Origin of the sequence: Arenibacter sp. S6351L (assembly GCF_023016025.1) — a bacterium.
In the GTDB taxonomy this organism is placed as follows: Bacteria; Bacteroidota; Bacteroidia; order Flavobacteriales; family Flavobacteriaceae; genus Arenibacter; species Arenibacter algicola_B.
This window is the reverse complement of the sequence record NZ_JALKBB010000038.1, coordinates 14,158-29,462: the sequence shown is the minus strand read 5'-3', so window position 1 is coordinate 29,462 and position 15,305 is coordinate 14,158. Positions and strand designations below refer to the sequence as shown.

General features: G+C 36.3%; 9 protein-coding genes. 2 read left to right on the top strand and 7 right to left on the bottom strand.

Translation table 11 applies throughout. The annotated features are described in order from the left end of the window. Positions 1 to 65: 65 nt before the first annotated feature. Positions 66 to 1,226: a FecR family protein gene (locus MWU82_RS21905; RefSeq protein WP_247097928.1), complete on the bottom strand. Its 1,161-nt coding sequence runs from the start codon at positions 1,224 to 1,226 to the stop codon at positions 66 to 68. Positions 1,227 to 1,392: 166 nt separating this feature from the next. Here MWU82_RS21905 and MWU82_RS21900 point away from each other — a divergent pair, with 166 nt between their 5' ends. Then, complete coding sequence (locus tag MWU82_RS21900; RefSeq protein WP_247097927.1) at positions 1,393 to 1,920, top strand: sigma-70 family RNA polymerase sigma factor; 528 nt, start codon at positions 1,393 to 1,395, stop codon at positions 1,918 to 1,920. 494 nt (positions 1,921 to 2,414) lie between these two features. On the opposite strand, the gene MWU82_RS21895 is transcribed toward MWU82_RS21900, so the two are convergent. The 6 genes from MWU82_RS21895 to MWU82_RS21870 all read right to left on the bottom strand — a co-directional run bounded on the left by MWU82_RS21895 (position 2,415) and on the right by MWU82_RS21870 (position 14,430). Continuing rightward, positions 2,415 to 4,064: a sulfatase gene (locus MWU82_RS21895; RefSeq protein WP_247097926.1), complete on the bottom strand. Its 1,650-nt coding sequence runs from the start codon at positions 4,062 to 4,064 to the stop codon at positions 2,415 to 2,417. A gap of 181 nt (positions 4,065 to 4,245) precedes the next feature. Further along, positions 4,246 to 5,931 (bottom strand): arylsulfatase, encoded by a 1,686-nt coding sequence (locus tag MWU82_RS21890; RefSeq protein WP_247097925.1) that lies wholly within the window; start codon positions 5,929 to 5,931, stop codon positions 4,246 to 4,248. 133 nt (positions 5,932 to 6,064) lie between these two features. Beyond that, a complete protein-coding gene (locus MWU82_RS21885) occupies positions 6,065 to 8,134 on the bottom strand; it encodes an arylsulfatase (RefSeq protein WP_247097924.1) in 2,070 nt (689 codons plus the stop codon). A 162-nt stretch (positions 8,135 to 8,296) separates the two neighbouring features. Further along, a complete protein-coding gene (locus MWU82_RS21880) occupies positions 8,297 to 9,772 on the bottom strand; it encodes a RagB/SusD family nutrient uptake outer membrane protein (protein WP_247097923.1) in 1,476 nt (491 codons plus the stop codon). Positions 9,773 to 9,782: 10 nt separating this feature from the next. Continuing rightward, a complete protein-coding gene (locus tag MWU82_RS21875; protein WP_247097922.1) occupies positions 9,783 to 13,172 on the bottom strand; it encodes a SusC/RagA family TonB-linked outer membrane protein in 3,390 nt (1,129 codons plus the stop codon). Positions 13,173 to 13,260: 88 nt separating this feature from the next. Then, the gene (locus tag MWU82_RS21870; RefSeq protein ID WP_247097921.1) at positions 13,261 to 14,430 is read right to left on the bottom strand and encodes a FecR family protein; all 1,170 of its coding nucleotides are present in this window, start codon (positions 14,428 to 14,430) and stop codon (positions 13,261 to 13,263) included. A 92-nt stretch (positions 14,431 to 14,522) separates the two neighbouring features. Between MWU82_RS21870 and MWU82_RS21865 the strand changes: the two genes are divergently transcribed. Further along, complete coding sequence (locus MWU82_RS21865; RefSeq protein ID WP_247097920.1) at positions 14,523 to 15,056, top strand: RNA polymerase sigma-70 factor; 534 nt, start codon at positions 14,523 to 14,525, stop codon at positions 15,054 to 15,056. Positions 15,057 to 15,305: the final 249 nt, after the last annotated feature.

Here is a 15,305-nt window from a genome sequence, read left to right as displayed (position 1 = left end):
CATATCCCGATTTTTTTATTTTCCAAGGTGAAGTCTAAAATGAAGGTTTAATCATAGGCGGCTATTTATTGTGGTTGGTCGATCTCTATTCTATCCCCGTTCCTTGTATACTGAAAGGGAGTACTATTCTGAAAATATGTCAATACTTGTTCTATGCTTTCCGTATCGAACTTTGCAAAAAATTGTTGCCTGTCCAACAGTCTATAATTATTGGTAATCGAAACGTTGTAGTGGCGTTCCAATACTTTTAATATTTCAGGAAAGGGCCTTATCCTAAATATTATCTCCCCGTTTATCCATGAAGTATATTCGTTTACATCCGTCTCTGCAATATTAATATTATCCATCGATTTGTTCCATGAGCCGATCTGTCCTGGTTCCAATAGATATTTTTCTTCACCTATGGTACTGCGACCGGATGTAGATATCTCAACAGAACCTTCCACCAGTACGGTACTGACATGCTCATCGTCCCGATATGCGCTGACATCAAATTTGGTGCCCAATACTCGAATATCGATTTTATCCGTATTTACAATAAAAGGGGCGGTGTTACTTTTGGTCACTTCAAAAAAAGCCTCTCCTTCCAGAAAGACCTTTCTGTCCTTATTCTCTAAAAATTTAACGGGATACTTCAGACTGGTACCTGAATTAATATGGACTACTGTGCTATCGGATAGGATCAGTTTCATTTTTTTTCCATACGGCACTACCAATTCATTATAGGTCAGGATATCATTCGACAAGTTGTCTGCCTCCGCAGCAACAGAATTCCTATAATCCAATTGAGTTCCATTTTGTTTACCAATTATTCGGCCCTTGTTATCTACTATTTCCACACTGCCGTCTTCCTTAATTATCTGAGCATTTCCATTTTCCTGTTTAATCATGATAGCATTCCCATTAACTTCCATTTTGTCGGAACCTGCTGTTGTCCGTTGTATCATATAGGCTAGACCAAGAAGGCCAAGAAAAATCGAAGCTCGTTTAAACCATACAAAACCTGAACGGCTCCTGGAAGTGCTCTTGCCTTCTAGTTTATCCATAAGTAAAGAATATTCCCTGTCCAAGTCAACCTCTTGTATTCCCAGGTTGATCAGATAATGGCTCTCTAAAATGGTCTTGAACTTTTTTTGGTTCTTTTCCTTTTCCAACCAAACTTTAAGTCTCTCCATTTCCAAACCATTGATGGAGTCATTTAAATATTTATCTATTAATTCTTTCAACTTGTCTGATTCTTAATTAACCACCTATTAAATTATCGTATTCTAATTGTAAACGAATAGAAAATGCAAAACCCTTAAAAAACTCAAAATAATTTTCATATTTGTATTTTTTTTACATCCAAGCTTAACTTTGAACAACTTTATCGGGAAGTTTTTTTGAACTTATATGCAGCAGAAGGAAGAGAATTTCAAATTGGTATTTGAGCAGCTTTATGGACCTGTACTGGCATATACCAAGACATTGACCAACAGTCATGACAAGGCCAAGGACATTGTCCAAAATTGTTTTATTATCCTATGGCAAAAACGTCCGGACTTGATAGAAAGCCCTACCCTGAAAAGATTTCTGTTCACAACTGCCTATAACTCCTTTGTGGATTTATACCGAAAGGATCAACGGAAAAATACAATCTTGGATGACATTAAATACAGCATGGCCTATGAACATACAAATGAGGAAAATGGCAATGTTGAACTAAAAATAAAGAAACGGAAAATGGTGATTCAACAATTACCGCCCAAATGCCAGCAAATATTGCTTCTAAATAAACGGGATGGCCTTAAATACAAGGAAATAGCCCTGAGATTGGATATATCCGTTAAAACGGTGGAATCACAAATGAGGATAGCATTTAAAAAAATAAGGGAGACCTTTAAGGCCGATGAAATTATGTTTTTTTTACAATTCCTTTAGAAATTCGTTTTAATTCCCCATAATCCCTAATTTTTTATACAAACTCTTTTTTTAGCTATAAAAAAAAGGAACAACGGTCACCCATTGTTCCTTTTACAACTAAACAACAAACTCTAAATTATTTTTCACCGCTATTTCTGCAAAAGATCAGAACTATTTGAACTCCACAAAGCAAGGCCGGCTATTATCCCATTTAGGTAGTTCTTTAAAAAATTCCACACTGAAGTGAATATCCTGCTGTTCGATCATCTATTTTTTAAGTCTTATTCTAAGATCCAGTTTAATCTTTTAATATTCAATACTATTGTCAATATCATGACCAGGCCATCATGCTATAAATGGAGCTTTTATACCCTGATCGTAAAGCGTTTATTTACTATTTACAAATTCGGTTCCATTTATAAATATAAAAGTCTAATTATAAATGGCCTGAAAAAACATATTATTTATAAATGTACTTGCCCATTTCACTACATTACACTCTATGGTTCTTATTACAAATTGGACAGAATTGTTTCTGGACCGCTCCATCTTACAGCATCTGGCAAAGAATTATCAATAACAATACTATGAGTGCCTTTTTTCAACCCTATTACACCATACCTTTCCGTATTTGAGGTGGCTTTAGGATTCAAGGGTATAACTACCCTGCCGTTAACCTCTAAATTACCCTTACCACTGAGATAAAAAGTATAATACCCATCCACTGGGACATTAATATGCCTCGCTGACTTCATAATTTTAGATTGATATTTAGTGGTATCAATCACAATCGGAAAACCAGATCTTTTTGCCGGCATATGCTCCGACGCCAATAATTCTGTAATAATTCCTTTATCTCCATTTCCTTCCATCCATTCATGCAATTGTTTTCTGAGCTCTTCCTTAACCTTGAAATATTTAGGATCATCAGCAAGATTATTTTGATTATACGGATCAATATCATCGTCAAATAATTCCTCGGCTGGTCTATATCTATACTTTTTTACCAATTTGCTGGTATTGGAATTGACTTTTGCGTCGGCCTCCCATTCCTTAAAAAATGGTTCAGTAAAAACCCAATTGCTAAATGCCACCTCAGAGGAAATGTTAAATATATATCTATATCTACCATTACTTATTGACCTGATAGGATAATAATCGGAACCATTAATTATACCCCTAGTTGTCATTTCCCCATAAGTATATTTCCTATGTTCCTTTTTTTGTTGTGTCAAAACAGGCACTATGCTTTTTCCATCCAATCTTGTTAAAGGGCTACCTCCTGCCAACTCTATGAATGTCGGTACAATATCACTATATTCCACCAAGGCATCCGATACGGAACCAGGTTTAACTACTCCAGGCCATTTTACTATCAATGCTGATCTTAGACCTGCATTATAACATGTCCATTTAGCAAACGGAAGAGCATTTCCCTGTTCACTTGCGAACACAAAAATCGTATTTTCGTCGAGTTTGTATTTTTCCAAGAGACTTAAAGCCCTTGCTACCTGTCCGTCTAAATAATTAATCTCAGCCAAATAATCCCTATATGCACTCCGTGTTTTTGGTAAGTCAGGATAAATCGGAGGTAATTTTAATTTTGCCTTATCGAACAGGGTAGTATCCCCCTTATTCCATGGGGTATGCGGCTGATTTGAAGTAATAAATAAACAAAAGGGCTGTTCTTTCTTGGATGTTTCATTTAGGAAGGCATCAATGTTGTCGAAATTCGGGTCGGCGTCTTGGCCAGTTGCTTTACCAAGATATTCCAAAGGAAAATTATCACTAGGACCATAATGCCTTTTTCCACTCAAGGCCACCTTGTAACCTAAAGGCTTTAAATATTGCGCAACACTTTTTACATTCGTATTTACGTTGGTATGGTTAGGGTATGCACCAGATTTTACAGGATATAGACCTGTCAAAAGATTCTGCCTTGTGGGAGAACACATTGGTGCTGATTGATAGCATTTGGTGAACATCATGCCATCTTCCGCCAATTGATCTATTGCAGGGGTCTTTGAGTCCTTATTTCCATAAACACCTATATCCCACGAAGTACAGTCATCAGCCAACATGAATACTATATTAGGTTTTCGTTGGGCACTCGAATAAAATGTCCACAGTAAAAAGAATAAAATATTAAAGGTAAATTTCATTTGGGTATTTATATTAATTAAACCAAATTAATCAGAATTATAAATCTTGTTTTTAGCTACAAACCAAATGCCATATAGAAGGCCATTTTCTTGTTAAAATCCGTGTTTTCACATAATTTATACAAAAGTATTTAGTTTTCATTTTATCGCAGGTTCTTGTTCTTTATAAGGATTTTGTTACTTAATGTTTTTCTTCCTTCTTCTTTTTCATTATTTGTCTTACTTCATTCCATGGTAGGACACCCATTTTATCAGCCCAGTCATAATATAGTGCAATCATTTCTTTAGCGCGCTCCGGCATCTTTTTAATGAGATTGTGAATTTCGGTGCGGTCATTTTCCAAATCATATAATTCCCAATTATCATCAATATCCTGTTCCCACATTTGCACAAGTTTATATTTTCCAATTCGTACCGCTTTGTTTCCTTCATGCTCCCAAAAAATGGGTTCGGTATGGATACGTGTTTCCCCTTCCGTAATCAGAGGCTTCAGACTTTTACCGGACATAGGTGTAATTATGTTGCCATTGAATTCTTTAGGGTAATCGGCACCAGCTAGATTAAGGCAAGTGGCCATAATATCAGGTAGAAAACCATATTCTCGGACAATCGACCCTTGCCGATTCTTATCAATTCCTTCTGGCCAATGAACAATAAACGGCGAAGCAATTCCTCCTTCATGCAACCAATGTTTGTATTCCTTATAAGGCGTGTTAGACGCATTAGCCCATGCCTTTCCATAGGATAAAAAATAACCTTCCTTAGTTTCCAACTGACTGGCAGGCCCACCCCCGAGCATACCCCCTTCGGCACAAGCTCCATTGTCATTTAAGAACATTATTATAGTGTTATCGTATAGGTTCTTAGCTTTTAAATCGGCAACCAGTCGACCAATGTTCTGGTCCATTCTATCTATCATCCCTGCATAAATGGCCATTCGTAAATCCATTTCCTTTTTCTTATCCTCGGATAAGGCATCCCATTCAACAATATCATCCTCAATGGAAAGTTTCCATGAAGCATCAATAAGTCCCATTTCTCTCATGCGTTCGAAACGTTCCGATCGCAATTTTTCCCAACCGGCCATATACTTGCCACGATACTTATCAATGTCCTTTTTGGGTGCTTGCAATGGCCAATGGGGCGCATTATATGCTAAGTATAGAAAAAAAGGGCTGTTGGGCTCCTCTTTTTTAGAGTCGTTGATAAACTGAATGGCGTTATCGGTAAAGGCATCGGTGGTATAAAAATTCTCATCATTAATTGTAATGGTATCGTTGCCCACGAAAATTCCTCTAGGATAAGTGGGCTGAAAAAAATTAGATGCCCCGTCAACTATACCATAATATTTTTCAAACCCCCTCTGCAAAGGCCATTGTTCTTCCTTTTCAAAGCCCAAATGCCATTTACCCGTCATTAAAGTATTATAACCCGCTCCTTTAAGAACCTCTGCGATTGTCACGGTATTGCGGCTCAAGAAACCTTGATACTCCGATATTCCCAAATTATGTCCATCAGGGTTTTCTGAGGGATTAGTCATGTGTCCAATCCCTGCTTGCTGTGGGTAACATCCTGTCATAAGGGAGGCTCTAGTCGGACAACAGCGTGCTGTATTGTAAAACTGTGTAAACTTCAATCCACCCTCAGCAAGTTTAGTTAAATTAGGGGTTTCAATTTCTCCTCCATAAGGTGCTATATCAGAATAACCCATATCGTCAGACATTATTAGAATTATATTCGGACGTCCATCTTTCACCAACTGATGGCCAGTGTCCTTTTCCGACTTCCCCTTTCCACAGGAACACAATATGACTAGACTTATATAAATAATAACAATATAATTCTGTTGCTTACTTGTTTTCTTCATTTTTAAATTTGGCTTTATTGGGTTGGAAATATTGAATGAAACACTACCTTATTACCCAGTTTAAATTCAATAAATTATTAAATAATACATTAATTTTCTGCTTAAAACCCATCAAATACATACAGGGCCCATTCTAATTATCGCTTGATTTAATTTTTACCCCATCTATCCATACGGTTGAATTATTATTCATGCCCCCAAAATGGAAATAAAGTTCATAATTCCCATCTTCGGGAATTGTTATATCCGGCAGTGAAAAATCCTCTATTTCTTTTTTTACTGTCACAATATTGCGGACAAGATCGGAAATCGTGGAATTGACTTTTTTTAATCCAAAAGACACATTGGAAGGTTTATTGCTCTTAGACCTAAAAGCAATACTCAATTTTTCACCTTTTCTGGCAGGATACCTCCATGACATTGACAGGTCTTTTTGATCATTTCCGGCTTTCTTGACTTGAATTTTGGCCGCATTTTTACCACTAATTTGGCTTGTATGATCAGTTTCAATGACAGCGTCGATGGTTTCTGATTTCTCTATCAACCAATCTCCCAAATTCATATCGAATTCGCCATTGATATTTCTGCGATATAAACGCATTCTCTGACCATATCCTAAAGAATTCATTGGAAAGACATTAACATCCTTTCCCCACTCAAGCCATTGTAGATACATATTATCCAACTGCCCGGGAAATAACAAGGATAGGTCCTTTGTTTCGGTAGGGTCCGACTTCAAATTGTAAAGCTGCAGGTTAGACATTGAAAACTGCTCACCGGGCTCCGTCTTGGCTACCATTTTCCAATCGCCGTCACGCATAGCGATATTAGCCTCATGCTCCCAGAAAATTTTTCCCCTTTCACGCATTTCACCCTGTATAACCGGCAAAAGACTTTTTCCCTGCAATGGTAAAATAACTCTATCTTTAATTTTTTTCGGATAGGTGGCTCCGGATACCTCAACGCATGTTGCCATAATATCCATAATATGCCCGTAGTCCTCAGTGAAGGTTCCTATTAATTCTGAGTTAATGGATTCCGGCCAATGAATAATTAACGGTGTTGCAATACCACCTTCATAAGTGTAATGTTTATATTCCTTAAAAGGAGTGCTACTGACATTGGCCCAATTAATTCTATAACTTTCCCAGGTATTATCTGATCCATCCACTGTTTTGCTCTTTCCATTACTTACAAACTCAGCGGTTGCTCCGTTATCACTTAGGAAAAAAATGAGGGTATTATCCAAAAGATCATGTTGCTTTAAAGTTTGAACTATATGACCTATTCCTTGATCCACAATATCTAACTGAGCGGCATAAATTGCCATACGCATAATGTATTCTTCTTTTTCCTCCTCAGAAACCTGCTCCCAATCAGGAACTTCAGAATCTCTAGGGTTTAAAATAGTTTCATTAGGAAAGAGTCCCTTTTCTTTTTGATTCTCGAACCTGGATTTCCTAATATTGTCCCACCCCACTTTATAGGTACTTTTATATTTATTGATTTCATTCTCTAAAGCATGTAAAGGAAAATGTGGAGCAGTATATGCCACATACAAAAAAAATGGATCATTAGGATTATTTAGTACATGGTCTTTTATATAAATCTCACTAGTATCGCTAATAGCTTTTGTTAAATAAAAATCATCAGGAGCTTTATAACTTGTGTTGTCACTATAAAGGGTAGGTGTAAAATAACTTGCCCCCCCTGGAATAATCCCAAAATAACGATCAAACCCCCTTTGTTTAGGCCAATTATCCGATACTCTGCCCGAAACCTTTCTATCATTGGTCAAGTGCCACTTACCTGTCATATAAGTCTTATAATTAGCAGTTTTTAGCAATTCGGCAATTGTTACATTGTTTGCATTTAAATCTCCTTGATACTCTGGAGTGCCCATATCTGATGCCGCCATCCATCCCATTCCCGTTTGATGCGGATATAATCCTGTCATTAAAGCAGCTCGTGAAGGACAGCATCTTGCTGCATTATAAAACTGCTTGTATCTTATCCCTTTTTGACCTAACTGATCAATGTTTGGAGTCTCGATTTCTCCCCCATAACATCCCAAATCAGAATAACCCATATCGTCAACCATTATCAAAATAATGTTTGGTCGCTTTTCCTGGGCTACTATAAATAAACTTATTAAAAATAGGATTATCAGAAGCTTTGTCCTTAAATAATAGAATCTTGCCATACTATTCTTTAAAACTATAATTTGATATGTGATTTGTTTTTCCAAAGAAGATATTAAAAAGGAAGCGGATAGTTTACCGTAATAATTGGTTCAAAAACCACTTCCTTTCAAACTAACTAAACAACCTCAATTTTTTGTAAACAAACCTAAAAGTTAATGAAATCAATACCCTTCATTTTGTACAAGGTTTTCATTGGCATCAATTTCAGTCTGTGGAATAGGAAATAAAACGTGAAATGGTTTAGCAATGGTAATTCCTCTGTCCAAAGCATTTTGAATAAATCTACCATGCCTAATTAAATCTGACCTTCTTTTTCCTTCACTGTAGAACTCCCAACTTCTTTCCTCAAGTATTTTATCTACATAGGTCGCTTGATCAGGAATATCAGTAAGCGTGTAATCAGGTAGACCCGCTCTATCCCTTACTTCATTTAATAAATCCAATGCCTCTTGAGAAACTGCACCTGTAGACATTACCAATCCCTCTGAACGCGTTAACAATATATCCGAGTACCTAATGTAAGGGACGTCTTGACCTCCTATCGTCGGATCTGCTGAATCTTCGTCAATGGGATACTTAAAACTTCGAGGATGATTGTATTTATCTCCTACCGGACCTTCATTAGGATCTAGTAAATTCACGAATACTCCTTTACTTGAAATATATTCAGTAACGATCAATTCAGCTCTTTCATCGTTAGAATCAAACGTATTGTAAAAGGGGATTGGAACAACTGATTGGGTTGCGGCATTTACTACATTAGTAGGGTAATCTCCAGGAAGCGTATTTCGAGTCCAATTTCCTCCTACAGGGGCAACATCTAAATTAGGGAATGTATGAACCAATTCAATATTTCCTTCGTTGTCTAATGCAAAAATATCTGCATAGTTAGGTAATAAACCATAGACCCCTAAATCAATTACTTTCTGGGCAGTTTGAGCTGCATCCCCCCAGTTTTTAGTATTTAATTGAAAATGAGCTAATATGCCCAAAGCCCCTCCACGTGTGGCTCTTCCAAATTCACTTGCAGGTCTAGTTGATGGCAACAATGGAGCCGCGACATTTAATTCCGATATAACAAAGTCCTCAATTTCCTGTGCTGAAGCCCGGACTGGGAAAAGTTCTGTTGAAGTCTCAGTAATAAGAGGAACCCCTCCAAACCATTCATGAAGTAAGCTATAAGCGGATGCCCTAATAAACTTGGCTTCTCCAAGGTAGATGTCTTTTATATCATCACTCAATTTTGGGTGATTAGGAATCTCAACAATCAAGATATTAGCATCTCTTATAGCTCTGTAGCATTTACGCCAATAATCTTCGATAACTGCCGTGTGGCCTGCGTCAAAGGTAAATTCTTGATACCTTCTCATGGTGTTGTTGAAATAAGCCCCTAAGTAAACTCTAAACGTATCGGTTGTCCCCTCGTTTAAAGCTATATAATCGGCAGCACCTCCCCAACCATTCAATTGGTGATTGGCATAAGCGGAGGCTAAAAGTGCTTCTATACCTTCTTGTGTATCCAAAAAAGCCCCTGAAAATTCTGATTTTGGTTCAATTTCTAGTGGCTTTTCACAGCTTACCAGAAAAAAAGTTAAAATTCCTATGGTAATTACTATATATTTATTTAATGGTTTCATTTGTTTTATTTTAAAATCCCACATTAATTCCTAATTGAAATACTCTTGATGACGGATATGCATTACGATCTATACGTACCCCTGACTGACCCAATGAGCTAACATCAGGATCGAATCCTGAATAGTCCGTTAGCACTAATAAATTCTGTCCTCCAACGAATATATCAAGCGAGTTTAAAAAGTTTATTTTATCCATTGGAACCGAGTATGTTAATTGTACATTCTTTAGACGAACGAAAGAAGCATCCTCAACTAAATAGCTATTGGATTGTGAGCCTTGGTATGTACTTGGATTTAATCCAGAGGGCCATTTATTGGTTGGATTATCTGGAGTCCAACGATTAAGCCATGGATCTGCTAATCGATTTCTAAAATTATCGTTAGGATATATAGCATCATATGATGCAAAATTCATTAACTCCTGACCTAATGCACCATCGAAGAACACATTCAATTTAAAGTTGTTATAATTGAATGAATTATTGATGCCAAATGTGAAATCTGGGTAAGGATTACCTAATACAACCCGATCCAGATCATTTATTACGTTATCCTCGTTGGCATCTAACCAAATTGGATTTCCTGGCACTAAACCAGGTTGGGCGTCCACAGGATCTTGGCCTTCTTGAAAAATACCGATAGCCTTGGTACCATAATATGAATACAATGCCTCACCTGGCCTGATGAGTGAATTTATTTGTGCATTTGATTGAATAATCTCAGGTATATTACCCAAACTTATTACTTCATTTTTTAAAAAGGAAAAATTCAGATCGGTTGACCACATTAAATCTCCATTAAGGTTATGTGTACTAAGCATGAATTCAAATCCCGAATTATTAACCTGACCTACATTGCTTGCCAGTATCGAAAATCCGGAAGTACTTGGTATTGGAAGGTTTAACAATAAGTCTTTATTAGATTTTTTGTAATAATCGATACTTCCTGTAATTCGAGAATTTAAAAAGCCAAAATCTAAGCCGAAATTCAGTTGTTCTGAAGTTTCCCATTTTAGATCTGGGTTTGGAATTCTGGAAGGAGCAACACCAGCTATCTGTTGACCACCAAAAACTGCAATAGGTCCTCCCGAATAAGTTGTAAGGGCGCGTGCTATACCGATATTGTCATTTCCAAGTTGTCCCCAACCTGATCTTAATTTCAAATCAGAAATTACTGAAGAATCACTTAGAAATGCTTCTTTGTTTATTTTCCATGCTCCTGAGAAAGAAGAAAAATAACCATATCTATTATTGGCCCCAAAATTGGATGATCCATCAGCTCTTAATGATGCAGTTAATAAATATTTGTCATCAAAACCATAATTAATTCTACCCAAATATGACAACAACCTGCGCTCTGAAGCAAAACTACCTACTTGATTTTGAGCTTGGGTTCCTATCCCCAGATCATTTGTTTCAATGATATCCGAAGCAAAACCTTGTGTTCCTGCTGAAACAGTTCTATTTTCAAACGCCTGATAAGTACTTCCTATTAATGCCGTTAGTGAATGCTTATCGGCAAGCGTTGTATTATATGTCAATATCCCCTCTAGCAAAGTATTGGACAATTCACCAGAAATAATTGTGGCAATACCTCCTGCCGATTCCCCTTGTGTTGATATTCTATTTGAATATATATCTCTTCGTTTGGTTGTTCTATCTGAACCAAAAGTTACTTTAGCTTTTAAATCAGGAATAATAGTATATTCCCCATAAATATTAACAAGAGTACGATTTACTTTTTCATTTAATTCTTGTCCATATAATGTACCATAAGGGCTATTTAGGGTCAAATTAAATATTCCATCTATTTGAGGCCTAAAAACACTGCCATCATTATTAAAAACGGGATTAACTGGTGCATTATTAAGTGCTAAATAAATAACATCACCTTGTTCGTTAATTGCACCTCCATTTACGGGAACTTGTCTATTATTTTCCAAGGATGTATTTAACTTAATACCAAAGGTAAATTTATCACCAATCTCTTGATCTAAATTCAATCTAGCTTGAGAGCGGTCGTATCCTGTATTCTTTACAATTCCTTCTTGGTCATAATAACTTAGCGATGAATAATAGGTCGTTCCACCCGATTTTCCAGATAAGGATAAGTTGTGACTTTGTGTGGAACCCATTTGAAATATCTCATCCTGCCAGTCTGTTCCTGCCCCAACAGAACTAATGTAATCATTATCAAAAGGCGCAGCATTACCTCTAGCAACTTCTATCTGATTCATTACATCAATAAACTCCGATGTACCTAACACATCCATTTTTGACCTGATCTTGGAAACAGAATAACTCGTATTAAATTTAAACTTAGGAGCGCCTATTCCGGATTTTGTAGTTATAATAACAACCCCGTTGGCACCTCTTGCTCCATATATAGCAGCGGCAGAAGCATCCTTCAGGATTTCGATGGACTTAATATCTGCCGGATTTATAGAATTCAATGGATTGTTGTCAGGCAGTTGTCCGTCAAAACCACTATTTAATTCTCCGGTTGCGGTGGCAACATTATTCAGAGGGAAACCATCAACAACATAAAGGGGCTCTTGCCCTGCAGTTATTGATCCAGTCCCTCTAATTCTAACAGAAACACCTCCTCCTGGGGCATGACTTGCTTGTGTAATTTGCACACCAGCAGCTCTACCCTGAAGCAATTGATCCGCTGATACAGGATTGACTTGGTTAAGATCCTCTTCACTTAGTGAAACAACTGATCCCGTTAAATCACTTTTCTTTACAGATCCATAACCAACAATTACAATTTCATCCAACGCAGCAGCACTCTCTTCCAAAATAATACTTATGGACGACTGCCCATTCAAAGGAACTTCCTTTTTAGAAAAACCGATATAGGAAACAACCAAAATTGCATTTTTGTCAGAGATCTCCATGGAAAAATTTCCATCAAAATCCGCCTGGGTACCATTGGTAGTTCCTTTTTCTAGAATATTTGCGCCTGGCAAGGGGTTATCATCTTTATCACTAACCGTACCATTTACTTCAATTTTTTGCACGGTGTTTGCCGGGATTATCCCGTGAGTCAAAACGATTTGATTTTTGTTTATTTTAAAAGTAAAATTCGCTTCCACCGATAATTTGTCCATTACTTCCTTAATGGTTTCTTTGTCTACCCTAATGGAAATTTTTTGCTTAACATCTATTTCCTTTACATTATAAAAAAAACGATAGCCGGTTTGTGAATTAATTTCGTTTAGGATTTGCTTTAATGGAACATTAGTGTATCTAAATTCAATTTTTTTTTGTGACATTACCGTATTAGCCGATAATTGAAAAAGGATTAGAGAAGCAATTAGTAAGGAAAACTTCATCTTAAATTTAAATTTTTTGCAGCATTTCTTTTTAAGGACAGCGTCCTCATAACTTTTTTTCATAATTTTGGGTGTCTTTGATTGTTAATAATTATTATTTGACGGTCAATTAGATTAGGGGAGTGGCTTCAACACTTCCCTAACTTTTTTTTTAATCTGTTATTGTGATTATGTTCTGGTTTATTTCATAAGAGAATGGGGTACTAAGAGAAATCGTCTTAAGAACAGATTTAATATCCTCATCCACGAATTCACCTTCGTAAAATTCATCATTTAGGTTTTCAGAATTATTAATAAATTTTACCGAGTATCTACGTTCCAGTTTGACCAGTATTTCGGAAAACTTTAAATTATTGATGACCAAACGATTGTGCATCCAGGCAGTATAATTATCAATGTCCACCTTTTCCTTAATGAAATTGTTACCAAATTTATTATAATGGGCCTGAAAACTTGGGGTCAATATCACTCCATTATCAGGTGTCCTATTTTCATAGACACTAACCGACCCTTCAACCAAAGTGGTAGCTATGTAATCATCGTTTTCATAGGAAGTAATATTGAATTTTGTACCAAGCACTTTTACATCCACTTCCTGCGTATTTACAATGAATGGCTTGTTCTTATTTTTCTTAACTTCAAAAAAGGCCTCACCTTCCAAATAGACGGTTCTATTGTTATCAGTATTATCGAAGCTTTGAGGAAAACGTAGTTTTGACCCCGCATTTAGCCATACCAATGTTCCGTCCGAAAGCTTTAACTTAAAAATTTCTCCATTGGGAATAAAAATCTCATTATATATTGAAGCGGTTTTCACCAGTTGCTGAATAGAGTCGAAAGCAATCGAATTTCTATCCACACTTGCTACAATATTTCCATTTGCATCGGACAACACATCATTTCCCCCTGACCTTAATACTTTGGTAGTACCATCCGCCAATTTGATTAAAATCTCACTACCTGTATATGCTTTTTTCTCATTTTCCACAACTTTTATCGAGGTTTGGGAAACATCAGAGATCACAAAATGTTTTGCAATAAACCCAATAGTCAACAATACCATAAACACAGCTGCATACCTCAATAGTGCATTAATATGATTTGAAGTGTTCTTTTTTGATTTAACCGTCTCGAAAAACCTTTTATACGCCTGGTCAGAATCGAAGTCTTTAGATATTTTAACATAATTTTGTTTAACATAATTTTTAAAAGTGGACAAATTGGACTCGTTATCCCCAACCCACTTCTCCAAAGCCTTTCTTTCCTTGGATGAGATCGTACTGTCCATTAATTTGTCAATCAGTAATTGATAATTATACATATGGCAATTCATTTAACTTAAAGATGCAATAATCACAAAAAACCCCTACGTTTTTTTATTTTTTATTAGATTTGAGCAATAACCGGTTCAAAATGAAGGATCAAAAATTGATTAAAAGACTCAGAAAAGGCAACCCAAAGGCGTATAAGTATTTGTTCACTGAATACTATGATTGGCTTTGTAACTACATTTATAACCTGTGTAAAGACCATTCTTTGGCGGAGGATATTGTTCAAGATACTATGGTCGGTCTATGGGAAAAAAGGAATACAATAATGATTACTGCATCTTTGAAAAATTATCTTTTTAAGACATGCCACAACCAATTTTTACAGCATATTCGAAGCAATAAAATGCGATTTGATACATTAGATAAGTTAAAGTGGGACCTTATTTCTGAAATTACTTTGGAAGAGGATTTATATGACTATAAAATGGAAAAGTTAAACAATCTAATAAACCAGTTGCCCCCTCGCTGTAAAGAAATATTTATTCAAAACAAATTGGAGAAAAAGAAATATAAAGACATTGCTCTAGACCTGGGTATATCAGAAAAAACCGTTGAAAATCAAATGTCAAAGGCACTTAATTTCTTAAGGACTAACGCTACTACTTTTATGTTATAGAATTTGCCACGATTCTATAAGTGTCACTCATGTCTTTTTTTGTGTCGGTACTTTCTGTTTTTCTGATTTCTCCAGGTACTTGATTTTAAGATAGGGAAAATGTTCCTTTTATTCTTAAGAAACCCACAACAGTGATTTTAGGAATAAGTTAATGAGATGGTTTAAATTTCTACCCCAAATCACTAGCACTTATGAACAGTATTTAGCCTAAAACCTACGTGTAGTCAGGGGAAAGACCGCCTTTACTTT